Here is a 23,109-nt window from a genome sequence, read left to right on the forward strand (position 1 = left end):
GGGTCAGCCGACCCGGACGGTCCTGGACGTTCCGGGGGCCACGGAGACGACGGTGCAGGTGTACGTCACGCCGTGCACCGTCCTGGTCCGGGGCGTGCGCGCCTTCCCGTCGACCGTGATCCGGCCGTGTGTGCCCGGGAACCGGGCCTCCCAGCTGTAGGTGGTGTCCCCGGAAGTGTGGGTGAGAGTGGAGGACGTGGTGCCGTCGTGGCGCAGGCCGAAGGTGCTCCGGCCGATGCGCAGGTGGTCCAGTTTCAGCCAGTCCATTCCGCTGGGCAGCCATGACTGGGTGGTCAGGGCGTGGTGGGGCGCGTTGGGCGCGACGCCCATCAGCCCCTGGACCGTCTGGCCGAGCAGGGTGAAGGACACCTCGGGGTAGTCCCCGTTGGGGCCCTGGCGGGTCACGGTGTGCTGGGTGTTCCGCTGGTCGTAGATGTGGCGCATCCACTTCCAGGCCGTGTCCGCGCGGTTGTACCGGAAGAAGGTGTCGGGGAGATAGGTGAGGGCCTCGATGTTGGCGGGTCTGCCCGAACCGCTCGCCTGCTGGTCGATGTAGTCGAGGTAGGCGTCGTTGCGGGGGCCGGGCGCGATGATGCCCTTCATCGGCATGAACCAGCTGTTCTCCTTGCCCCAGCCGGTGACTGCCGTGCCGTCGGTGCGGTAGGCGCGTACCATGGAGGCGCCCGAACCCTCCCCGCTCCAGGTGGAGTTGAAGTACTCCTTGAGCTTCCGGGCCTGGCGGGCTGACGCGGTGGCGAGGGAGCGGTCGCCCTTGTCGTGTGCGAGCGCGGCCAGCGCCCGGTACGCCTGGTACTGCGCCGCGATGCCGTCACCCGCCTCGGCGAGGTGTTCGTTGCCCTCCTCGTTGTAGCTGGCGGCCCCGGCGAAGATGCCCTTCCCCGTCCCCTCGGCCACCTTGACCTTGCCGTTGTCCTTGGTGCCGTTGTGCAGATCGACGAACTCCCCGGTCGCGTGACGGTAGTAGTTCCACAGGGCGGTGTCGTCGAGATAGGCGCGGTCACCGCTCCACCGGTAGGCCTCTTCGGCCTTCTCCACCAGTTCGAAGGTGGCGGGCACTTCGCGGACGAAGTCGTCGGGGCCGTGGTAGTCGATGGTGTGCGGGGTGGTGGTGTCGAAGTTCAGCGCCCAGACCGGGTAGTAGCGGTGCGCGGCCGTGGCGGAGGCGGCGTAGGAGCGGAGCATCGCCTTGTTCTCGGTGGTCAGCCCGAGGACGGCGGCTCCGCCGAGCTGGTGGGCGAAGTCGCGCGAGTAGTACGCGCTGCGGTGGGCGTACCCCGCCCAGTAGCTCGGGCCGTAGGTGCCGCTGCCGGTGCCCGCCCGCTGATTCTCGTCGACGTTCAACGGCCCCTGGGTGCCCGGGAGCTGTACCCAGCTGTTGGCCTTCCGCTTGGACCATGTGAACATCTCCACGATCCTCGGGTCCGAGGAGCTGACCGTGGGATTCACCGGGGAGGACGGCGACACCATGACGTCGTCGGCGTTCACCCAGCCCTCGCCGGACTCGAAGGCGATCTCCAGCCGGTCGCCGGCCCTCACGGCTGTCCGGCTGACCGTGTAGCGGGCGTACGTGGGGCGGCTCGGCAGCTCGACGGAGTCCACGACGCGGCCGTTCACCCGCACCGTGAAATGGGCGCCGGGCCCTCCCGTGGCGATCCACGCGGAGAGGTCGTAGGTGCCGGAGCGGCGGGCGGTCACGGTCTGGGACGCCTTCCGCTCCGGCCCCGCGTCGAGGAAGAGCAGCCGGTCCCCGCCGTGGGGCAGGTTGGTGGCGGTCCCCGCACCCGGGGTGAAGGTCCAGCCCGCGCCCTTCTGTTCGAAGCCGGGGTCGTCGACGGTGAGCGGTGCCGGTGGGGTGGCCGCGGCGGGAGCCCCACCGGTCGGCAGGAGTGTCACCGCGAGCACGCTGAGTGTGGACAGCGCGGACAGCATGGCCAGGCGGGAAGGTCTCATCTCTGTTTCTCCCGGTCGTCATCGGCGTGGACGGGAGCCGGGCGGCCCTTGGGGCGGTGACGCTAGCAATGGGCACTCATGACTTGCAATGAGTGTGCGCATGCTTGCTTATGTGAAGGCAGGCAGCAAAATAAAGTCTGCTGAAAGATTGCAGTGAATCTTTGCAAGTACTACGTTCCTGCCATCACCCCTCGTGCCACGGCGCGGCTGCGCGCACAGCCGCAGACAGGGATCAGTCATGAACGTCTCGCCCGTGAACACCCCCCGCGGCATCGACCGCCGAAGACTCCTCCAGCTCGGCGGCGCCCTCGCCGCCACGACCTCGCTCGCCGCGTGTTCCGGTTCCGGCTCCGCCGGGACCGGTGGCGCGGGTGACAAGAACAAGGGCTCCCTCACCGTCTGGAGCTGGCAGGGTCCGGCCACCGCGCTGAAGGCGCTGGTGCCGGAGTTCCGCAGGAAGCACCCGGGTGTCGAGGTGACCGTCGAGGACATCGGCAACCCGGCCATCTGGGACAAGATCACCACCGCCATGGCGGCCGGCGGCGAGGGGCTCGCCGATGTGCTGCACATCGGCGTCGACTACCTCCCCGGCTATACCGAGAAGTTCCCGGAGGGCCTCGCCGACCTGGGCGAGCTGGGCGCCTCCCGGTATCGCGGGGCCTTCGCCCCGGGCCTGTGGCGCACCGTCTCGCCGACGGGCGACCGGGTCAACGCCCTTCCCTGGGAGGCGAATTCGGCGGGCTTCTGGTACCGCGCGGACCTCTTCGAGAAGGCCGGTGTCGACGCGGGAGCGCTGGCCACCTGGGACGACGTCGTGGAGGCCGGAAAGAAGATCAAGGCCGACACGGGTACCCGGCTGATCGGCATCGACAAGCCCGCCTCCCAGGCCGACGCCGCCAACTTCTTCCAGATGCTCCTCCAGCTCCAGGGCACCTTCTACTTCAACGCCGACGGTGACATCACGCTCGACTCCCCGGAGGCGGTGCGTGCCATGAAGATCATCAAGCGGATGAACGACTCCGGACTCGTCAGCGATTTCTCCGGCGGCTGGAACACCATGGTGAGCTCGCTGAAGAAGAGCACCGTCGCGGTGCAGCCCATGCCCACCTGGTTCGGTGGTGTCATCGAACGTGAAGTGCCCCAGCAGAAGGGCAAGTGGCGCGTCCAGCTGCCCCCGGCCGTCCGCCCCGGCGGTTCGCGATCGGCCACCGTCAACTCCACCCATCTCGCCGTCGCGGGCAGCAGTCCCCACCAGGCCGCCGCCTGGACCTTCGTCGAATACGTACTGACCCGCCCGGCCTCGCAGGCGAAGATCTACCGGGACCAGGCCATCGCCCCGGCCCTGATGACGGCGTACGGCGACGCGGCCTTCCATGAGCCGTCGGCCTACTTCGGAGGGCAGAAGCGGGGAGAGGTCTTCCTCAAGGCGCTCAAGGCGCCTTCCCCCTCCTTCACCTACTCCTCCGACTACGCCCGCGCGCTCAAGGTGGTCACCGACGCCCAGACCAGGGTGCTGCTCAAGGGCGCCGACCCGGCCGGGGCCCTGCACGACGCCGCCGACCGGCTCGGCAAGCAGACCGGACGGAAGACCGTCCGGTGAGCGCCGTCCTCCACAAGCCGTCGACGGTGACGGAGCCCCTCGCCGCGGCCGGAGCGAAGGGGAGAAGACCGCGCGGACGCCTCGCTCCCTACCTCTTCATCCTGCCGGCCCTCGTCCTGTTCGCGGCGTTCAAGCTCTATCCCATCGGCTGGTCCTTCGTGCTCAGCCTGCACAAGACGGTGGGCGGCGTGGACACCTTCGTGGGCGGCGAGAACTACCGGCGCCTCGTCGACGACCCCCTCTTCTGGACCGCGCTGAAGAACACGGCCGTGGTGCTCGCCGTCCAGGTCCCGGTGATGCTGGCTCTCGCCACCGGACTGGCGGTGGCATTCAACTCAGCTCTCCTGCACGGACGTTCGGCGTTCCGGCTGGGATTCTTCCTGCCGATGGTCACCGGTCTGGTGGCCTACGGCATCATGTTCTCCGTCCTCCTCCACCAGGAGTACGGCCTGGTCAACTGGTTCCTGGAACTCTTCGGCATCGACGGCGTCCCCTGGCTGACCGATCCCCTCTGGGCGAAGATCTCCATCGGCCTCGTACTGACCTGGCACTACACCGGATACAACGCGGTGATCCTGCTGGCCCGGCTGCAGACCGTGCCGACCGAGCTGTACGACGCGGCCGCCGTGGACGGAGCGGGCCCCTGGCACTCCTTCCGCCATGTGACCCTGCCGGGACTGCGTCCCGCGCTGCTCCTCACCACGGTCCTGTCCACCATCGGGACCCTGCAGCTCTTCGACGAGCCGTACATCCTCACCGGGGGCGGCCCGGACAACGCCACCCTGACCATCGGTGTGTACCTCTACCAGACCGCCTTCAAGTACTTCGACTTCGGCTACGCGTCGGCCATCGCCTATGTGCTCGCCGTCCTCATCGGCCTCCTGGGAATCGTCCAGTTCCGGGTGTTGGGAGACAGGTCGTGAAGCCCGCACAGCGCCGCCACGGCATCCTGCTGACCTCGTCGTTCGCCATCGCCCTGGCAGCGGTGGTCATCCCCCTCTACTGGCTGGTCGTCGCCAGTACCCACAGCAGCCGCGAGATCTTCGACAGTCCTCCGCCGCTGCTGCCCGGCGGCCACCTCGGGGAGAACCTCGACACCCTGCAACGGACCGCGTCCTTCGGCCGGGTGGTCCTCAACTCCACCCTGATCGCGGCCCTTTACACGCTGTGCTCCGGGGCCGTGTGCACCCTCGCCGGTTACGGCTTCGCCAAGTACCGCTTCAAGGGCCGCGAAGCGCTGTTCGGACTGCTGATGCTCGGGCTGGTGATCCCGGCCCAGGTGACCCTGATCCCGCTGTTCAGGCTGATGGCCGAGCTGGAGTGGCTGAACACCTACCAGGCCGTGGTCATGCCGAACCTGGCCCTGCCGTTCGGCATCTTCCTGATGCGTCAGTCGATGGCCGCGCTCCCCGACGAACTGCTCGACTCCGCTCGGATGGACGGCTGTGGTGAGCTGCGGCTGTTCTGGAAGGTGGTCCTCCCGCCGATGAAGCCCGCCCTCGCGGCGCTCGCCATCTTCCTCTTCCTCTACCAGTGGAACGACTTCATCTGGCCGCTGATCGTGCTCCGCGACAGCGAGTCGTTCACCATCCCCGTGGCCCTCGCGGCCCTCCAGGGACTGAACAACACCGACTACGGAGCCATCCTCGCGGGCACCGCCGTCGCCGCGGTGCCCATGGCCGTCGTCTTCCTCATGCTGCAACGCCACTTCGTCTCCGGTCTGCTGGCCGGTGCCGTGAAGGAGTGACCATGTCCCATGCGACCCACCAGGCCGTCACCACCGCGGAGCTGGCTCCCGCGGCCTGTGAGCCGCTGCTCGACGGTGTGAGCATCGCCGTGCTGGCGCCCGGCGCGGATGTCTCCTGGGACCTGGTGGCAGAGCCAGGGGGCCCCAGCACCCTGTGGCTGCGGGCCGGTGGAGTCCCCGTCGAGGTGCGGTTCTCGGTACCGCTCGGTGACGCCGCGGGATACTGGCATCCGAGGGTCGGCTGGCATCGCACCCTGCTCGCCGACTGGGAGGGACGCGCGGTGGCCTCCCTGGTCGACGGACACGCCGCGGGCTGTCTCTACGACCACTCCGGCGCGACCCTGCTGACCTTCGCGGCCGTCGACCCCGTCCCGGAGACCACCCTGCGGTTCGGGGTGTCGGAGGAGAACGACACCTATGTCGTCCACCTCCATCTGCCCGCGTCGGACGCACCGCACCGGCTGCTGCTCGTACCGCGCGCGGAATCCGTCGCCGCGGCGCTGCGCGTGCTGCGCGACTGGTTCACGGGCGAGGTGGCGGCGCTGCCGGTGCCCGACAGCGCCCGCACACCCGTCTACTCCACCTGGTACGCCTTCAACCAGCAGGTCGACGCGGAATCCCTCGAGGTCCAGGCCCGGCTGGCGGCCGAACTGGGCTGTGGTGTGATGATCCTGGACGACGGCTGGCAGCGCCACGGTCACGGACGCGGCTATGGGGGATGCGGCGACTGGGAGCCGGACGACACCACATTCCCGGACTTCACCTCCCATGTCGCCCGGGTCCGCGCACACGGACTGCGCTACCTGGTCTGGGTCGCCCCCCTCCTCCTGGGCCCACGTGCGGCGTGCCACGGCCGGTGGGCACCGTACGCCACGCGCCCCGCCACCGTCCCCGGCGCCGATGTCCTGGACCCGCGTCGCCCGGAGGTGCGCGCCCGCGTCGTCGAGCAGTGCGTACGTCTGGTGCGCGACCACGGACTCGACGGCCTGAAGGTGGACTTCCTCGACCAGGCCATGGTCTACGCGGGCGACGGCGCCGGGGACGTCGGAGCGGCCATGGCCCTCCTCCTGGCCGACCTGCGACACGCGCTCCAGACCGTCCGCCCCGATGTGCTGCTCGAGCTGCGCCAGCCGTACACCGGCCCCGGTATGGCCCCGTTCGGCAATATGATGCGCTCCTTCGACTGCCCGGCGGACGCGACCGCCAACCGGGTGCGCACCATCGACACCGCGCTGCTCACCATCGGTGGCGCCGTCCACTCCGACATGCTGCTGTGGGATCCCGGTGCTCCGGTCGAGGCCGCGGTGCGCCAGCTCATCGGCACCTTCCACGCCGTGCCACAGCTCTCGGTGCGACTGGACCGGCTCCCCGCGGGCCACCGCGAGGCCATCGCGTTCTGGTTGTCCGCCTGGCGGCGGCTGCGCCCCCAACTGCTGGACGGCACGGTCGAACCGGGGCGGCCCGACGAGCTCTACACGCTGGTACGTTCGACGGCCGACGGGGTGTGCGTCATCGATGTGCACAGCGATCGCGTCGTGCCGCTGCGGACCGCCGGACAGCGAAGCGTCGTCCTGGTCAACGGCACACCGGTGGACCGGCTCACCGTGTCGGCGGAGGAGGACTCCCTCACCGCGGACATCACGGTCCACGACCCCCGTGGCCGTATCATCGACCGGTGCCGGCGTGTACTCGCGCCCGGCTTGCACACGGTCTCCGTACCGAGCATGGGAATGGCCACACTCCGGATCAGGGAAGGCGGCACGCAGTGAAGGTGGGGATCACCGAGGTCGCCGCGCGGGCAGGGGTCAGCGAGGCGACCGTCAGCCGTGTGATCAACCGGCGGCAGGGCGTCTCCAGGAAGACCCGCGACGCCGTCGAGCAGGCCATGGCCGAGCTCGGCTACGAACGGCCGACCCACGGGCAGTTGGTCGCGGTGCTCACCGAACACGTGTCCAATCCGTTCTTCGCCGACGTCGCCGAGCGGATCGAGTCCTCCCTCGCGCCCCATGGGCTGAAGACGGTGGTGTGTCCCGCGTTCCCCGGCGGCGTCCAGGAGCGCGACTTCCTCGCCTCCCTGGTGGACAAGGGCATCGCGGCGGTGGTGTTCCTCTCGGCGTCGAACACCGTCGAGGGAGCGGATCTGGAGACCTACGAGATGCTGCGGACGCGCCGCATCCCGTACGTCGCCATCAACGGGGAGTTCGCGGACGGTGTGCCCGCGCCCGTGTTCTCCACCGATGACGTCCTGGCCGCCGAACTGGCCGTCGACCACCTCCACCGGCTCGGTCACCGCAGGATCGGCATGGCCTCCGGCCCGGTCGGCAACCATCCGGCCGACAAGCGTGTCGAGGGCTTCCTGACGGCCATGGCCAAACGGGGCATCGAGGACCCCGAGCGCTGGGTGATCCGGCAGTCCTACACCGTCGAGGGCGGCCAGTCGGCCGCCACCACCCTCCTCGGCCTCGAAGCCACCGCCATCGTCGCGGCCAGTGACTACATGGCCCTGGGCGCCATCCGCGGGGTACGTCGCCAGGGCCGCTCGGTGCCCGGGGACATCTCGGTGGTGGGATACGACGGAACCATGATCACCGAGTTCGTGGACCCCCCGCTCACCACGGTGCGCCAGCCCGCCGACCGGCTCTCGCTCGAAGTCGGCCGCACGGTGCTGGCTCTGGTCGGCAATCGTGATGTCCCCACCGGGGAGCTGCTGTTCGACCCGGAGCTGGTGATCCGGTCCAGCACCGGTCCGGCCCCTTCGCAGGGGCGCCGGGGCGGGAGGGTGTAGCCAGCCCCCCTGCGGCGTCCGGGGGCTGGCCCCCGGGTGGTTGGGGTGGTGCCGCCATGGCGCCGCCCTGCCTGTGGTCCGTACGTTTTTGCAGGTCAGAACGTTGCGACCGATACAGGACCGGAGTCCTCCATGTCTCAGGCCACCCTGCCGCCCGAGTCTCGCGTACGCGCCGGCGGTACCGCGCCGCCGGGGAGCGAGTTCGCCCCCCTCCTGCGGGAGGTCAGGGCACAGGGACTGCTGGAGCGGCGCCGCGGCTGGTACGCCCGGATGATCACCCTGAACCTCCTCGCCCTGGCGGCCGTGGTCGTGGCGCTCGTCCTCGCCGGGAACACCTGGTGGACGCTGCTGCTCGCCCCGCCGCTCGCGGTCCTGTCCGCCCGCACCGCCTTCGTCGGCCATGACGCCGGACACTCCCAGATCGCCGTCGGCCGACGGGCGAACCGGGCCATCGGACTCGTCCACGGCAATCTGCTCCTCGGTATGAGCTGCGCCTGGTGGAACGACAAGCACAACCGGCACCACGCCAACCCCAACCACATCGAGAAGGACCCCGATGTCGGTGTCGGTGCCCTGGTGTGGACCGAGGAACAGGCCGCCGAGCGCCGTGGGTTCGCCCGCTGGGTGACCCGGCACCAGGCGCGGCTGTTCTTCCCGATGCTGCTCCTCGAAGGCATCGCCCTGAAGGTGAGCAGTGTGCAGGACCTCCGGCGTCAGCCGCCGCGGGAGCGGGCCGTCGAAGGCGCCCTGCTGGCGCTGCACGCGATCGGCTACGGCGTTCTGCTGCTGAGCTGTCTGCCGGTGGGCAAGGCGCTCGCGTTCGCCCTGCTCCACCAGGCGCTCTTCGGACTCCACCTGGGCATGGCCTTCGCGCCGAACCACAAGGGCATGGAGATGCCCGACGCGGCGGGCGAGCGCTGGGGCCACCTCCGCCGCCAGGTCCTGACCTCGCGCAACGTACGCGGCGGCGCGGTCACGGACTGGCTGCTCGGCGGGCTGAACTACCAGATCGAACACCACCTCTTCCCGAACCTGCCCCGGCCCCACCTCCGCCTCGCCCGGCCCCTGGTCCGGCAGCACTGCCGCGTTCTCGGGGTGCCCTACGCCGAGACCGGGCTCCTCGACTCCTACCGCCAGGGGCTGCGGCACATGCACACCGTCGGTGGCGCGGCCGGGCCCGTATGAGCCCCGCCCGCGCGGTGCCCGCCATCCCGTCCGGGGCGCGGTGTCAGCCCCACCCCATAGGGTCGTCGGGATGAGACACGACGACGTCCCGCACCCCGTGGGCGCCCCCGACCTGCCCATGCTGACGGCCGCGCAGGCCGCACACCTGCGGGCACTCGCCGCCCCCTACGCCCAGGACGGTCAAGACCGCCCCCTGGGCAATCTGGCGGACGTCTGCCGTCGCGCGCCCGAGGCCGAATGGCCCGGTCTGGTCGCCGCGCACTTCGCCGCTCTGCGGCAGGCGAGCCAGGGCGGGGAGAGCGCCGAGGAGTTGCTGCGGGGGGCGTACGTCCGGCTGCTGCCCGTCGAGTCCCTCACCCCCGAACTCGCCGACGCCCTGCGGTACGCGCGCGTGGTGGCCGATGGACTGGTCCTCGCCTACGCCCTCGACGGGTCCACCAGCGTGCGGATCCTCACCGACGCGGACGTGGAGCGCGCCGGGTTCGAGGAGCTGGGGCAGGCGGCGTACACGAACCTGGCGCGGGTGCCGGTCGACCACGAGGAGCTGTTCATCGAGGGGCGGGCGCGGGTGCACACCGTCCGCGGTGACTCCCCGTTCGTGGCCGGCAAGGCGCTGGTCCTGTCGGACCTGGCGCGGGAGGTCGTCGGCGAGCCCCTGCCGGAGGGCGGTGCCCTCGTCGTCGTGCCGAACCGGCACCACCTCGCGTACCACCCCATCACGGACGGTTCGGTGGTCGACGCGCTCAACGGCCTGGCGGCGTACGCGCTGGGGGCTCATGAGGACGGGCCGGGCGCGCTGTCACCGCGGGTCTACTGGTGGCACCGGGGCGGTCTGACCTCGCTCACGGTCATCGACCAGGACACCCGCAGGTTGTCCCTGCAACCGCCACCGGACCTGCTCGGCCTGATGAAGGGCCTGATCCGGCTGGACGGCGCCGGACGGCTCGCCACTCGCGCCACGGCCACGGCCCCGGACATCGGCGAACTGACTCACACCACGGCGGAGTCGATAGCCCGGCTCGCCCAGGACCCCGCCGGACTGGGCGACGCCTTCACCTCCGCCGTCTCACTCGCCCATGCCCACTGCGCCTCCGACCCCGATGCCGCGCGCATCGAGACCTGGGACGCCTGGGCGACCGCACTGCGCCTGGGCTGCGCGCTGTTCACCGGCGCGGAGCGACAGGAATGCACCCTGGGCGAGGAGCTGGTCCGGGAGCTCCCCGCCACCCCCGCCGAACCGCCCGCGGACGCCCGTGCCTGGCTCGACGCCCTCTACCTCGCCATCGTGTGCCGCCAGAAGGACCGGATCGGCCGTCTGTGTCAGGTGCCGCCGGCACGGCTGCGGGAGGACGACTCCGTCGACGCCTACGTCCTGCACTGGGTCGACACCCTGCGGAGCTACTTCACCCGGAGTCCCATGGACGATGTGGTGGAGAAGCTGGTCGCCACCATGCAGACATCGATGCCGGAGGCCGTGACCCACGCGCCGAACGACTTCGTGAACCGGGTCGACTACCAGCCCGCCGCGCTCTTCCACCGCCTGATCACGGGCGAGCACGAGGCCTTCGAGGAGGCGCTGACGGAATGCCTCGCGGCCCACGGCGGCTACTGGGGCGAGTCGGGGGCGCCGCGTGCCCGCGCCGCGCTCGGACCGCTCGCGATGGCGAGCCTCGCCTACGACTACGCGTTCCCGCTCACCGCGAAGCAGCCGCACCTGCCCCTGTACCTGCTCAACCGCGAACGGCTCGAAGAGATCCCCTGACCCCCGGGGTCCGGCGGGCGGCCGGGCTCCGGCACGGTCGGCGGTGCGCCCCCGAGGATGCCTCGGGGGCGGACTATCCGAACCGCACCGCGATAAGTTAGGTTAGGCATGCCTAAGTAACTGTGCTTGCCGTCCTACCGCGCTGGAGTACCCGGATGCGTCCTTTCAGCAGCCGCGCCACCACCCCGACCGCCGCCGAACGCGTCCGGTCGATCCTGGCCGCCGCCCATTCCATGTCAGTGGTGAGCGACGGGCTCCACACCGAAGTACGCCGCCTCGACGGCACCGGGGCGATGGGCCACTTCCATCTGCACGCCCCCTCCGAGGACGCGAGTGCCCAGAGCACGGGGCGCATCCCGGTCCGGCTGGAGCTCACCGACATCGCCCCCACCCCCGTACGCGACCGGCTGCGCGCCCGTGTCACGGTGACCGGACTGCTCGCCGCCCCGTACAGCGCGGAGGCCACGGAGAGCACCTGCATGGAGTTCGGCCAGGCGGTGCTCGAAGACGCCGAGGGGCGCTCCTACGTCACCCTCCACGCCCTGGAGGCGACCGCACTCGACCCCATCGCCACCAGCGAAGCGGGGATGCTGACCCACCTCGTGGACGACCACAGCGAGCTGATCCACCTGCTGTTGCGCCTGATCCGCCCGCACCCGGACCGTGGCATGCTGCGCGCCCTCCCGGTGGCCATGGACCGCTACGGGCTGACCCTGCGCCTGGAGTACCCGCGCACCCACCGCGACGTCCGGCTGCCGTTCAAGACGCCGGTGACCGACATCGACCAGGCCGGACCCCAGATCCACGCTCTCCTTGCGACCGCGCGCCGGCTCTCCCACCCCAACCAGCTGCTGGCCTGACGCCGGCCACCCCGTGTCGGGCAGTGCCTCAGAGGGGGACGTCACTGGTGGAGATGCACTTGGTGTCCTTCCGCAGTGGTTCGGCCATCCGGCTGATGTCCACCAGCACCGCGTCGATCGCCGTGGTGTCGTCCCGGACGGTGACCTCGACGGCCGGAGTACGGCCGTAGGTGATCAGGCTCTTCTTCCCGCCGGTGGACTCGGCTTCCCGAAGGACCCAGTCCACGCCGTTGACGGTGACGCACGGGTCGGCGGTGGGCGGGATCGGCGTGAGACCGCAGCGCCACACCACCGCACCGTCACCCCAGGACGCGGCCCCCGGCACATCGACACGGTCGCGGTCCTTGCCGCCCACCGTGTCCGGGTACCCGTCCGCGAGTCCGGCGCATGCCCGCGAACCGGCGTGCTCGGCGGGCTCGATACCGGAGGCCGATGAGGTCACCTCACGTACGACGAAGACGGCCGCGAGGGCGAGGACGGCACCGGTGGTGCCGAGAGCGAACCACTGGCGCCGTGTCGGCCTCTTCATCGTGCAACCCCCGTGCGTATGAGCCTCTTCGCGGTGAACGCTACGTCAGGGGCTCCGACGGGGATGCGTCAGGGTCGCCGCTCACGCGTGAGCCATGGCGGTCAGTTCGAGGGGATGGACACTTCCCGGACCGTCTGCCCGCTGACGTACCAGGCGGCGATCTGCGCACGTGAGCTGAACCCGAGCTTGATGAGGATGCGTTGCACATGTCCCTCGGCCGTGCGGGGGGCGATGACCAGGCGTGCCGCGATCTCCTTGTTGGTCAGGCCCTCGGACACCAGCTTGGCGATCTGCTTCTCGCGCGGCGTCAAGTCGGTCTCGTCACCGCTCGCTTGGCGTTGCTCACCGGCCGAGGGAGCCGTCTCGAGCGCGTAGTCGACCGCCGCCTGTTCGGGCAGGTCGCGGCCGCGCTGGAACGCGGCGTCGTAGCGGTCGTCGCCCAGGGCCGCGCGGACCATGCCGATGTGCTGATGGTGCACCACTCCCACCGGGTGGAAGTAGGCCGGTGACGTGCCCACCGTCCGCCACATGGTGTCGGCGGCACCGCTGAGGGTCGCTGCCCGGACATGGCGCGCCTGGCGTCCGCTCACCCAGGAAAGGATTTCGAACGCGAAGGCCATCAGGACCTTGGCGCTGACTCTGCGGCGCAGGTTCAGCGCCTCACGCGCCGCCGCTTCCGAGCGTGTGAGGTCGTGATCGAGTTCGACGAAGGAGAGGGCGAGGAGTGTCCAGGCGCGCCAGACCACCTCTCCGCGCCGCGCGCTGGTGGCGACTGCTTCCTCGAGGAGGGCCAGGCCACGGTCGCGCTGCCCCGTGTTCCCGAGGATGAGTCCATGGATGGCCATCGTGAGGAGCCTGCCGCTGAGGTCGTCGCCCGAACTGAACACGGACAGGGCCTCGGTGGTGAGCAGCGCCGCCTTCTCGATGTCCCCGGAGGATGTGGCTTTCACTCCCTCCACGAGCGTCACGTACGCGCTCTCCGTCGTGAGGCCGAGCTTCCTGGCCGACTCGGCGGCCTCGGTGAGCTGCGCGTGTGCGGCGTCGGCATCACCTTGCAACAGCGCGACCCAGCCGTTTCTGCGCAGTGCCGAGGTGCGCTCCGGCGAAGGCTCGGAGCCGGCCGCCAGCGCTTGGTCGAGCCAGTGGCGTGTGACGCTGTTGAAGCCCTGGGCGCCCAAGTAGGTCCCCAGTTTGTCGGCCAGGCGCAGCGCGAGGACGGCGTCTCCGGGCTGGGTGAGGCAGAAGTTGAGAGCCTCCCGCAAGTTGGCGTGCTCGCGTCGCAGCCGCAGGATCCAGGAATCCTGATCCGGCCCCATCCATTCGGCCTGGAACTGCTCCACCATGCGGGCGTACCAGTCACGATGACGACGGTGGACGGCGATGTGCTCACCGGCCGCCACGAGCCGCGCCTCGCCGTACTCGCGTATGGTCTCCAGCATCCGGTAGCGCACATGGCCATCACGCTCGTCGCGGATCAGGATGGACTTGTCGACGAGGGAGAGGACGATGTTGCGTATCTCCTCCGGCGTCAGCTCATCATCGGCGCCGACGTATTCGATGCCGTCCAGGTCGAAGCTGCCGGAGAACGCCGACGCCCGCGCCCACAGCTCCTGCTCGGGCCGCGAGCACAGGTCGTAGCTCCAGTCGATCAGCGCTTGCAGCGTGCGTTGTCGGGTGGGTGCGTTCCGGGGGCTGACGGTGAGCAGGCGATAGCGTTCGGACAGGCGCTCCTCGATCTGACCCAGCGACAGTGCGCGCAGCCACACCGTGGCCAGCTCGATCGCCAGCGGGATCCCGTCGAGCGTGCGGCACAGCCGCGCGATGGCCGCGCAGTCCTGGCTGCGGAGGCTGAACCCGGGCAGCACGGCGCCGGCGCGGTCGACGAAAAGCTTCACCGCGTCGTACTGCGTCAGCGCGTCCGGCGACGGCACCGCTTCCGGGCTGGGCACCGGCAGCGGGGGAACCACCAGGGTCGTCTCGCCGTACACGCCGAGCGACTGCCGGCTCGTCGCCAGGATCCGCACCTGGGGACACGCTCGGATGACGGCATCGACGAACAGCGCACAGTCGTCGATCAGATGCTCGCAGTTGTCCAGGGCGAGAAGTACCTCGCGGGAGCCGAGGTATTCGACGATCATGTCGATCGTCGTGCGCGAGGGCTGGTCGTGCAGGCCGAGTTGCGCCGCCACCGTGTGCGCGAACAGAGAGGGATCGCGCAATTCCGCCAGCTCGACGAAGCGCACTCCGTCCCGGAAGCTCCGCGACGCGGCGGCGGCCACGTGCAGGGCGAGGCGGGTCTTGCCCACCCCTCCGGGGCCGGTGAGCGTGACCACTCGCGACGTTGCCAGCAGCCGCTTCGCATCCGTCACCTGCTGCCGTCGGCCGACGAAACTGGTGACGTCGGCCGGAAGGGTCTCGACGCCCTCCGGGACGCTGGGCCGAGCCGCGGAATCCATACTTCCGGAGAGTAATCGACCCCTGATCGGGACAAAAAGTCTACTAGGAAGTAGTTTCACCGACGGGCGGCCATCGCGCGTGGCGGACTGCCTATCCGCGAGCCCCGTACGCCACCGGCAGACGCGCCCAGTGCGTGGTCCCGCCCATATGACGATCGATGCCGTGAGCGGCGGCCAGGGCTTCGACGATGACCAGACCGCGCCCGCGTTCGTCGTGAGCGCGGGATGACGCCCGTGGATCGTCCTGCGCCGAGGGGCCGCCATCGGTGATTCCCACCCACACCCGTCGGTCCGCCTTCTCCCGGCACAGATGCAGGGCCAGCGGCGGCTGGGCATGTTCTACGGCGTTCGTGACCAGCTCGGACACCACGAGCAGTACCGAGTGGGCGGCGTTCTCGTCGATGTGCCAGGCGCTGAGGACCGACCGGGCGATGCGACGGGCGTGGCCGGCCGCTTCCGGTCGGTGTGCGAGCGGACGCGAGGTGTGACCGGTGAAACGGGGGTCGCACTCGATGAGGGCCACGCCCTGGCTTCTGCCGCTGGGGCCGACGGCGCCGGTACGCAACGGCGCCCGTGGCGCGTGTGCGGACTGCTGCGAGGTTTCCATCGCCCTACCCAACGTTGAACGGTATCGCGGTCGAACACCTCACACACTGCACGGCCCGCTGTGCGGCGGAAAGGCGGAAACTACGCAGTCGGCTACGCCATCACTACCTGCTCGGCGCAGGAGGCCGCCTGCGCGGACCGGCGTGGCGCGAATTCTCACGGAAACCCCGTGATCCACGATGGCGTCCGACTCGGCAGCCTTGATCTTCGTGAGGACAGGCCCTCAGGGCCGCCCGGATACGAAGAGAGAGATCGATGGAAAACACTGACCGCTTCAGCACGGCGGGATCAGCCCCGAACGGCCTGTTGCGCTTCTCCCTGAAGCTGGACGGCATGGTGTCCGGAGGTGTCGCGGCCCTCAGCCTGCTGGGTGCCAGGACGTTGGACCCGCTGCTCGGCCTGCCGGTGTGGCTGCACTGGGCCCAGGGTGCGTTCCTGGCGGTCTACGCCGCCGGTCTGTGGTACGCGGCCACCCGTCCGGCCGTGATCCGGCCGATCGCCGTCGCGGCCGTCGTGCTCAACGTCGTGTGGGCGCTGGGCTGCGCGGCCATACTCGCCGCCGGGGCGTCGTGGTTCCCACTGACCCTCCTCGGTGGCGGCTACGTGGGCTTCATCGGCGTGGCCGTGGTGGTGTTCGGCTCGATGCAGTACGCGGGACTGCGACGGGCCGGGTAGCCGGCAACGCGCTGCGGTACGCGGGTTCGGCTCCGCGGCCGCGGGTGGCGGTGGGCCCGTGTCCTGTCTTCCAGGCACGGGCCCGCCGCCCGTCCGCGCGCCACCGTCATTTCGGTCCGTTGTCGAGCACGGATGCCAACTCGCGTCTACGGGTGATGCCGAGTTTCCGGAAGCCACTGGTCAAGTGGTTCTCCACGGTCCGTTGTGTGATGAACAGGGTGTCGGCGATCTCCCGGTTGGTCAGTCCACCGGCCGCGAGCTCCGCCACGCGGCGTTCGCGGCCGGTCAACGCCAGTGCTCCGGCAGTGTCCGCCCGGCGGGGCCGCGCGCCGAACGCCCGCAGACGTTCGCGGGCCAGGTCGGTGAGGCCGACGGCCCCGCACTGCCGGGCGAGGTCCAGCCCGCGCCGGGCCGTGTCCCGGCCCAGCCGGGCATGCCCGGCCTCGAAGCGCAGGGTGCCGTACTCGACGAGCGACCGGGCCAGTTCGAGCGTGGCTCCCGCTTCTTCCAGCAAGCCGACGGAGCTCTCCAGCTGCTTCATGCCCCCTCGGCCGCGCACGGTCACGGCGACCGTGCGCAGGCTGATGCCGAGGGTACGGGGGGTGCCCCAGGCCCTGGCCTGCTCCAGTTCCTCGTGAGCCAGGTGTGCGGCCTGGTCGGAACGGCCCAGGGCGAGGTGGGCGAGTGCGGCGAGGGATCTCCACGGGAGGATGGCGGGGTTGTCCCGCTGCCAGGCGACCTGGTGGCGTCCGCACTCCAGCAGATCCTCCAGGGCATCGGCGAACCGGCCGTCCGCCAGGCGCATGCGCGCGCGTGCCTCCAGCAGGTGTGTCCACTGCCAGACGTCGCCGTACCGCTCGGGTTCGGCGAGGCCGAGCAGCGACTCGGCTTCCTCGTGCCGTCCCGTCTCCGCCAGCACGCGCAGAACACCTGCGAGAGCGAGGGGCACCATGGGGTTTCCACGGGAGACCGAGGCCAGATCGAGCCAGCGGCGTCCCGCGTCGAGTGCGGCGGGAAGACGGCCGGTCCGGTAGGCCACTTCGCACCGGCCCATCGAGACCAGTGTCCGCGCGGCGGTGGCGTCGCACCACTGCGTCTGCTCGGACAGGCGGTCGAGAATCCGCGTCGTCTCCTCCGACCGGTCGCACCACACCAGGGCCAGGGCGCCCAGTGCGATCGCACGGGTGATGACCTCGTCCTGTGGCAGGGGGCCGTCCAGCGCGTCACGGGCGTACGAGGCCACGGTGGCGGCATCGGCGGGGCGGCCCACCGCAAGAGCCGACCGGACCGCCGCGGTGGCCCGTTCGCGGGTGCGGTCGTCGTCGGTCGACAGCCCGGCCAGCTTCCCGCCCGTACCCGGCCGCCGGTCCAGGTCCTCCAGTTCGATGAGGACACGCTGCAGACACAGGCCGAACACGGTGTCGTCATGGGGCCGGTCGCTCGTGGTCAGCGACCGGGCCTCACGGTCGAGGAGCTCCGCCGCCTGGCAGCCGCGCTGGCCCCGCTCCAGGGCGTCCGCCAGGACGGGCACCACCTCCAGCCGCGCCGAGTCCGTGCTGAGCCCGTTCAGCGACGCCGACAAGTGCCGGACCGCGGCCGCCGGGTGAGCCGGTGCCTCGGCGCGGCCGAGTTCGGCCAGCAGGACCTCCTCCCCGGACGAAGGGGGCTCGCGCAGCGCGCGCCGCAAGTACGCCACGGCCCGCTCGGAGTCGCCGCGTGCCGCGGCCAGGCGTGCGGCGGCGCGCAGCGCGCCGACCACCCAGTGCCTGCCACCGGGATCTGCGGCGAGCAGATGACCGGCGACCTCCTCCAGCGGAGCGTCCTGGTCGTGCAGCAGCCGGGCGGTCCGGTAGTGCGAGCCTGATCCATCGACCTGACTGGACGTGTTGATGACATCCCCCTTGATGACATTTCCCTCGGATGAGCGGGCGGCCACGTCGGACGCGAGCCAGGGGGAATGCTGTCACCGCCGGCGGGGGCACCTCATCATCGGTGTGCCCCCGCCGACGGTGAGTCTCAGGCCCTGTGCTGGTCGAGGAAGTCGGTGATCAGCCGCTGCCATTCCTCGGGGCGCTCCACCATGGGCAGGTGGCCGGTGCGGATCTCCACCAGCTTGGCGCCCGGGATGGTGTCGGCGAGCTGGTGGTGCAGACGGGTGGAGGTGAACCAGTCCTGCGTGGTGGAGATGACCAGGGTGGGCACCGTGATGTTCGGGAGGTCGCCGCGGACATCGGCGCGGGGTGCCAGATCCGCGTGTTCGGGGGTGCCCTCGGCGACGCTGGCGGCGGTGAAGCCGATCGCCTGCTCGATCTGTTCGTCCGGCATCGCTTCCAGCGCGTCGGCGCCCAGGGCCATCATCGTCAGGTACTCGGCCAGCAGCCGGCGGTCGCCGGACTGGGCCAGCTTGCGCCAGACGGGCAGGGCGAGGGCCATGCGGTTGTCGCGGTGGGGGAAGGTCGCGGTCAGCACCAGGGCGGTGACGCGCTCGGGGTGGCGGGCGGCGGCGCGGATGGCGACGGGGCCGCCCAGGGAGTAGCCGGACAGGGCGAAGGTGTCCAGGCCCTCGGCGACGGCGGCGGCCACGAGCTGGTCGGCGAGGTCGTCCAGCTCCAGCGGTGTGGTGGAGCGGGGGGTGTCGCCGCTGCCGGGGTAGTCGATGCCGACGACGGTGTGGCGGGCCGCCAGGCCCTTGAGGATCGGACCGTAGGTACCGGTCACGCTGCTCCCGGCGCCATGGGCCAGCGCGAGGCCCGGGCCGGAGCCCAGGACGGTGCGGGCGAAGGTCGCTTCGGGCAGGGGGCGTGCGGACATGATGAGTTCCGTTCTACGAGCGGGGTTATGTGGTTCTTCTGCGCTGTGCCCAGGAGCGGATCCACTCCAGTGCGGGCAGCAGGGCCCGGCCGTCGGGGGTGAGTGTGTAGGTGGCGGGTCCGGGCGGGAGCCGGTCGTGGATGACGAGCCCGGCGTCGAGGAGTTCGCGGAGCCGGTCGGCGAGCATCTTGGTGCTGATCTGCCCGATGGCGGTGTGCAGTTCGCCGAAGCGGGCGGGCCGGGTGGCGAGGGTGTGGAGGATGATGCCGTTCCACTTCAGGCCGAGGACCTCGAACGCGGTGGTGATGTCCGCGTCGGCCGTGAGCGGCGCGAGGGTGGTGCGGGCTGCCATCGGCTCATGGGTCCTTCGCTCGTGGCGGTTCGGCTTGTGGTGGACGGGCCGCAGCCGGCTCGGGGGATCGCCGGCTGCGGCCCGGGTGGCCGCCTCGTCGGTGTCTGTGACGCGAGGCGGCGGTATCGGGGGTCAGGGCAGCAGGACGGCCTTGCCCCGGTTGTGACCCGCTTCCAGATCTCTGTGGGCGCGCGCCGCTTCCGCCAGGGGGTAGGTGCGCCGGATCGGCAGCGTGAGCCTGCCGTCGGCGGTCATCCGCGCCAGCTCCGACAGGGATTCCCCGACCTGATCGGCGCCCCCGGAGCTGAAGCGGACGCCGTGCCGCGCGGCGGACATGTCGGCGATGGTGATGACATGTGCGCTGTCGCCGGTCAGGGCCACGGAGTCGGCGAGGACACCGGCGCCGGAGGCGTCGAGGACGAAGTCGACTCCCTGGGGCGCCGCGTCCTTCACCCGTTGCGCCCAGCCGTCGCCGTAGCGGACGGCGGTGGCTCCGAGCGCGGTGACGCGATCGAGGTCGTGTTCACCGACCGTTCCGATGACGGTGATGCCGCGTGCGACGGCCAGTTGCACCGCGAGGAAGCCCACGCTGCCCGCGGCGCCGTGGACGAGCAGGGTCTGCCGCTCGCGCACACCGAGCTGGGCGAGGACGCGGGACGCGGTCCGGCCGACCGTGACCAGCGACGCGGCGACCTCCCATGACAGCGCCGCGGGCTTGGCGACCGGCCGTTCCAGCAGCGCGTGTTCGCCGTAGCTGCCGCCGACCGTGGCACCGAGGACCTCATCGCCCACGGCGGCCTCGGCTCCCTCGCCGAGGGCGTCGACGACACCGGCCGCGTCCAGGCCGGGGACCACGGGGAAGCTCGCCGGGATGGCGGCGGCCATCAGGCCGGAGCGGATCTTCATGTCGAGCGGGTTCACCGAGGCGGCTCGCACCCGGATCCGGACCTGGCCCGGTCCGGGCTCCGGCGGGGTGACCTCCGACAGCCGGAGCACCTCAGGTGCGCCGTACTCGGAGAAGGCGATTGCTTTGGACATCAGGACCTCCCAGGTAGGGGCGGTGTCGACGGGGTGGCCGGTCAGGCGGTGAGGGTCGGGTAGTCGGTGTAGCCGCGGTGGTCGCCGCCGTAGAAGGTGGACTTGTCCGCGGTGTTGAACGGACCGCCGGCAGCGAGACGCCGGGGCAGATCGGGGTTGGCGAGGAACAGCGCCCCGTAGGCCACCATGTCCGCGCTGCCGTCCTCCACCAGGTTCAGCGCGTCGACGCCGGTGGCGTCCGGGTAGGTGAACGGGTTGAGGATGAACGTGCCCGGCCAGGCCTTGCGCAGCCGTGCGGTCAGGGAGCGGTCCGGGCCCTCCATCAGGTGCAGATAGGCGAGGTCCAGAGCGGCGAGCCGGTCCAGCAGAGCCCCGTAGACCTCGTCCGGGTTGTCCTCGGCGATGTCGTTGAAGACGTTCCCGGGCGAGATCCGCAGGCCCACCCGGTGGCCGCCGATGGCTTCGGCCACGGCCGTGACGACCTCGGTGGCGAAGCGGATCCGGCCCTCGGTGGTGCCGCCCCAGCCGTCGGTGCGCCGGTTGGTGTTGTCCGCGAGGAACTGGTGGACCAGGTAGCCGTTGGCGCCGTGGATCTCCACACCGTCGAATCCGGCCTCGATGGCGTTGCGCGCCGCGTTCGCGAAGTCGCCGACGGTCTCCCGGATCTCTGCCTCGGTCAACTCCTGCGGTGTGACGAAGTCCTGCGGACCCTGGTGGGTGTACACCTTGCCCTGGGCGGCCACCGCCGAGGGCGCGACCGGCGTCAGGCCGTCGGGCAGCAGACTGGGGTGACCGATCCGGCCGGTGTGCATCAGCTGCGCGAAGATCACGCCTCCCTCGCGGTGCACGGCGTCGGTCACCGTCCGCCATGCCCGGACCTGGCCGGGTGTGTGCAGGCCGGGGGTGTCGGGGTAGCCCTGGCCGACCGCCGAGGGCTGGATGCCCTCGGTGACGATCAGCCCGGCGTCGGCACGCTGTGCGTAGTACGTCGCCATCAGCTCCGTCGGCTCGGCGCCGGGCCCGTACGCACGGCTGCGGGTCATCGGAGCCATCGCGATACGGCTGGTCAGGTGCTTGTCGCCCAGGACGATCGGATCAAAAGCAGTGGTCATGGCCTTCTTCCTCGGGATGAGTGACGTTCCGCGGTCAGGGCGATCCGCCGCCGCAGCAGCAGATGCCTGTCCGAACAAGTAAATCACCTGTCCGAACAGGTAAATCCCCCGCGATCATTCCCGAGGTTCGCTGTGAAGCGCGCCACATCCGCCGGATGGCCTTGCTGAGCCTGTGTTCTGGCGGGCTCCATGAGGGCGTATGCCGGTGAAGGAGGGGTATGTTGTCCAGGCAGGAAAGCGAGGAGGAGATGGCGCAGTCCACACCGGGGGCCGGATGGAGTTTCACGGAACCGGGGCAGGAGGCCACCGTTCCGGTGCCGACCGCGGCCGACAGTGGTCCGATCGGCCATGCGATCTTCCGGCTGGCCCGTCTGCATCGCATGTTCGCGGGCCAGTTGCTGCGTCGTATCGGTCTCCACCCGGGCCAGGAGCTCGTCATGATGCAGCTGTGGGAACTCGGTGCACAGCGACAGGCGGATCTGGTGCGGTTGATGGACTCCGACGCCGCCACGATGACCCGCACCGTCCGGCGTCTGGAGCAGGCCGGCTTCGTCAGCCGCCGCCCCTCACCCACCGACAAGCGTGTGTCACTCATCGAACCCACCGCCGCCAGTCATGCCCTGCGCCGCGAGGTCGAGCGGAACTGGAGCCGGCTCGAGGAGCTGGTGACCGCGGACCTCTCCGGCGATGAGCGCGTCGCGGCCCTGCGCACCCTGGAACGCCTGGAGCGCAACCTCGTGCAGGCCGCCGCCGATCCCGCGGGCGCCAGCAAGACCCCAGCATCACAAGAACAATTCCCCGCACATCAATAGGCGCTTACGTGGTGTGGCACCTCACCTGGGCCGTCCATGCGACGGCCCCCCGTCCCCGGTCGTCGCGGCGCTCGGGGGCGGGAAGCGGCAGGCCCCATCACTCTCCCGGTGCTCCGCGAGGGGGTGCAGCGTGGAAATACGCGGAGCACTACCTGCTCCGCGTGTACCCGTGCCGCGCACGTAGTCCGGCAGTCGCGATGAATCACGCGCGTATCGCATGAGACATTCGTGTCTCACATGCGTTACTCTTGTCTCATGTCCGTTGATCGTGAACACGTCCTGCGCGCCGCCGCCGAGCTGCTCGCCCGTAAGGCGACGGCGTCCATGGATGAGATCGCCAAGTCGGCCGGGATCAGCCGCGCCACCCTGCACCGGCACTTCGCCGGGCGGGACACGCTCGTCCAGGCGCTCGGTGTGCTCGGCATCCAGCTCGTCGAGGAGCGGCTCGCGGCCGCGCGGATCGACGAGGGGGATCCGGTCGACGCGGTGCGGCGCCTGGTCATCGAGGCGCTGCCGGTGTCGGGCTTCCTGGCCTTCATCTACGGCGAGAACCAGCTGTGCGAGTCCGATGCCATGGACGAGGGCTGGGAGCGCATCGACGAACAGGTGGGCGCGTTGTTCCGGCGGGGCCAGGAGCAGGGGCTGTTCCGGCTCGACCTGACACCGGCCTGGCTGACCGAGGCGCTGTACGCCCTGATCGCGGCCTCGGCCTGGAGTGCCCAGGAAGGCAGGATCGCGTCCAAGGACGCGGGTCACATGGTCTCCGAGCTGCTGCTCGGAGGAATGATTCGGAGTGTGGAGAAGTGAC

The 23,109-nt window shown here is 70.5% G+C and carries 20 protein-coding genes; 11 read left to right on the top strand and 9 right to left on the bottom strand.

Annotated elements, in window-relative coordinates; genetic code table 11:
- Positions 1–3 precede the first annotated feature (3 nt).
- Entirely contained in the window at positions 4–1,971 is a 1,968-nt protein-coding gene (locus tag AC07FT_RS19735) for a carbohydrate-binding protein (RefSeq protein ID WP_479177335.1), read from the bottom strand.
- Positions 1,972–2,209: 238 nt separating this feature from the next.
- Between AC07FT_RS19735 and AC07FT_RS19740 the strand changes: the two genes are divergently transcribed.
- The 8 genes from AC07FT_RS19740 (at position 2,210) to AC07FT_RS19775 (ending at position 11,910) form a co-directional block, all read left to right on the top strand.
- Positions 2,210–3,571, top strand: a complete 1,362-nt coding sequence (locus AC07FT_RS19740; protein ID WP_479177336.1) for an ABC transporter substrate-binding protein — start codon at positions 2,210–2,212, stop codon at positions 3,569–3,571.
- Positions 3,568–4,494, top strand: coding sequence for a carbohydrate ABC transporter permease (locus tag AC07FT_RS19745; protein ID WP_479177337.1), 927 nt, complete (start codon positions 3,568–3,570; stop codon positions 4,492–4,494). Before AC07FT_RS19740 ends, AC07FT_RS19745 begins: the two co-directional genes overlap by 4 nt.
- Positions 4,491–5,318, top strand: a complete 828-nt coding sequence (locus AC07FT_RS19750) for a carbohydrate ABC transporter permease (RefSeq protein ID WP_479177338.1) — start codon at positions 4,491–4,493, stop codon at positions 5,316–5,318. The genes AC07FT_RS19745 and AC07FT_RS19750 overlap by 4 nt, the downstream gene beginning before the upstream one ends.
- A gap of 2 nt (positions 5,319–5,320) precedes the next feature.
- Positions 5,321–7,087, top strand: coding sequence for a glycoside hydrolase family 36 protein (locus AC07FT_RS19755; RefSeq protein ID WP_479177339.1), 1,767 nt, complete (start codon positions 5,321–5,323; stop codon positions 7,085–7,087).
- Entirely contained in the window at positions 7,084–8,103 is a 1,020-nt protein-coding gene (locus AC07FT_RS19760) for a LacI family DNA-binding transcriptional regulator (RefSeq protein WP_479177340.1), read from the top strand. Before AC07FT_RS19755 ends, AC07FT_RS19760 begins: the two co-directional genes overlap by 4 nt.
- 132 nt (positions 8,104–8,235) lie before the next feature.
- The gene (locus AC07FT_RS19765; protein ID WP_479177341.1) at positions 8,236–9,288 is read left to right on the top strand and encodes an acyl-CoA desaturase; all 1,053 of its coding nucleotides are present in this window, start codon (positions 8,236–8,238) and stop codon (positions 9,286–9,288) included.
- A 70-nt stretch (positions 9,289–9,358) separates the two neighbouring features.
- Positions 9,359–11,050 (top strand): immunity 49 family protein, encoded by a 1,692-nt coding sequence (locus AC07FT_RS19770; RefSeq protein WP_479177342.1) that lies wholly within the window; start codon positions 9,359–9,361, stop codon positions 11,048–11,050.
- 155 nt (positions 11,051–11,205) lie between these two features.
- A complete protein-coding gene (locus tag AC07FT_RS19775) occupies positions 11,206–11,910 on the top strand; it encodes a DUF2470 domain-containing protein (protein WP_479177343.1) in 705 nt (234 codons plus the stop codon).
- A 28-nt stretch (positions 11,911–11,938) separates the two neighbouring features.
- Here the strand turns inward: AC07FT_RS19775 and AC07FT_RS19780 are convergent, their stop codons facing one another.
- From AC07FT_RS19780 to AC07FT_RS19790, 3 genes are all read right to left on the bottom strand, one after another.
- The gene (locus AC07FT_RS19780) at positions 11,939–12,439 is read right to left on the bottom strand and encodes a DUF3515 family protein (RefSeq protein ID WP_479177344.1); all 501 of its coding nucleotides are present in this window, start codon (positions 12,437–12,439) and stop codon (positions 11,939–11,941) included.
- A gap of 101 nt (positions 12,440–12,540) precedes the next feature.
- Positions 12,541–14,895, bottom strand: a complete 2,355-nt coding sequence (locus tag AC07FT_RS19785; protein ID WP_479177345.1) for a LuxR C-terminal-related transcriptional regulator — start codon at positions 14,893–14,895, stop codon at positions 12,541–12,543.
- A 91-nt stretch (positions 14,896–14,986) separates the two neighbouring features.
- Positions 14,987–15,502: an ATP-binding protein gene (locus tag AC07FT_RS19790; protein WP_479177347.1), complete on the bottom strand. Its 516-nt coding sequence runs from the start codon at positions 15,500–15,502 to the stop codon at positions 14,987–14,989.
- A 254-nt stretch (positions 15,503–15,756) separates the two neighbouring features.
- Here AC07FT_RS19790 and AC07FT_RS19795 point away from each other — a divergent pair, with 254 nt between their 5' ends.
- Positions 15,757–16,176 (top strand): hypothetical protein, encoded by a 420-nt coding sequence (locus tag AC07FT_RS19795; RefSeq protein WP_479177348.1) that lies wholly within the window; start codon positions 15,757–15,759, stop codon positions 16,174–16,176.
- 106 nt (positions 16,177–16,282) lie between these two features.
- Here AC07FT_RS19795 and AC07FT_RS19800 read toward each other — a convergent pair whose 3' ends face one another.
- The 5 genes from AC07FT_RS19800 to AC07FT_RS19820 form a co-directional block, all read right to left on the bottom strand.
- Positions 16,283–18,112 (bottom strand): LuxR C-terminal-related transcriptional regulator, encoded by a 1,830-nt coding sequence (locus AC07FT_RS19800; RefSeq protein ID WP_479177350.1) that lies wholly within the window; start codon positions 18,110–18,112, stop codon positions 16,283–16,285.
- Positions 18,113–18,192: 80 nt separating this feature from the next.
- On the bottom strand, positions 18,193–18,987 hold the full coding sequence (locus tag AC07FT_RS19805) for an alpha/beta fold hydrolase (protein ID WP_479177351.1): 795 nt from the start codon (positions 18,985–18,987) through the stop codon (positions 18,193–18,195).
- A 25-nt stretch (positions 18,988–19,012) separates the two neighbouring features.
- A complete protein-coding gene (locus tag AC07FT_RS19810; RefSeq protein ID WP_479177352.1) occupies positions 19,013–19,339 on the bottom strand; it encodes a winged helix-turn-helix transcriptional regulator in 327 nt (108 codons plus the stop codon).
- A 132-nt stretch (positions 19,340–19,471) separates the two neighbouring features.
- Positions 19,472–20,377, bottom strand: a complete 906-nt coding sequence (locus tag AC07FT_RS19815) for an NADP-dependent oxidoreductase (protein WP_479177353.1) — start codon at positions 20,375–20,377, stop codon at positions 19,472–19,474.
- Between the two features lie 41 nt (positions 20,378–20,418).
- On the bottom strand, positions 20,419–21,489 hold the full coding sequence (locus AC07FT_RS19820) for an alkene reductase (RefSeq protein WP_479177354.1): 1,071 nt from the start codon (positions 21,487–21,489) through the stop codon (positions 20,419–20,421).
- A 248-nt stretch (positions 21,490–21,737) separates the two neighbouring features.
- Here AC07FT_RS19820 and AC07FT_RS19825 point away from each other — a divergent pair, with 248 nt between their 5' ends.
- Entirely contained in the window at positions 21,738–22,301 is a 564-nt protein-coding gene (locus AC07FT_RS19825; RefSeq protein WP_479177451.1) for a MarR family winged helix-turn-helix transcriptional regulator, read from the top strand.
- A 255-nt stretch (positions 22,302–22,556) separates the two neighbouring features.
- Positions 22,557–23,108, top strand: coding sequence for a TetR/AcrR family transcriptional regulator (locus AC07FT_RS19830; RefSeq protein ID WP_479177355.1), 552 nt, complete (start codon positions 22,557–22,559; stop codon positions 23,106–23,108).
- The last annotated feature ends 1 nt before the right edge of the window (position 23,109 follow it).

Source organism: Streptomyces sp. NPDC045899 (assembly GCF_056431485.1).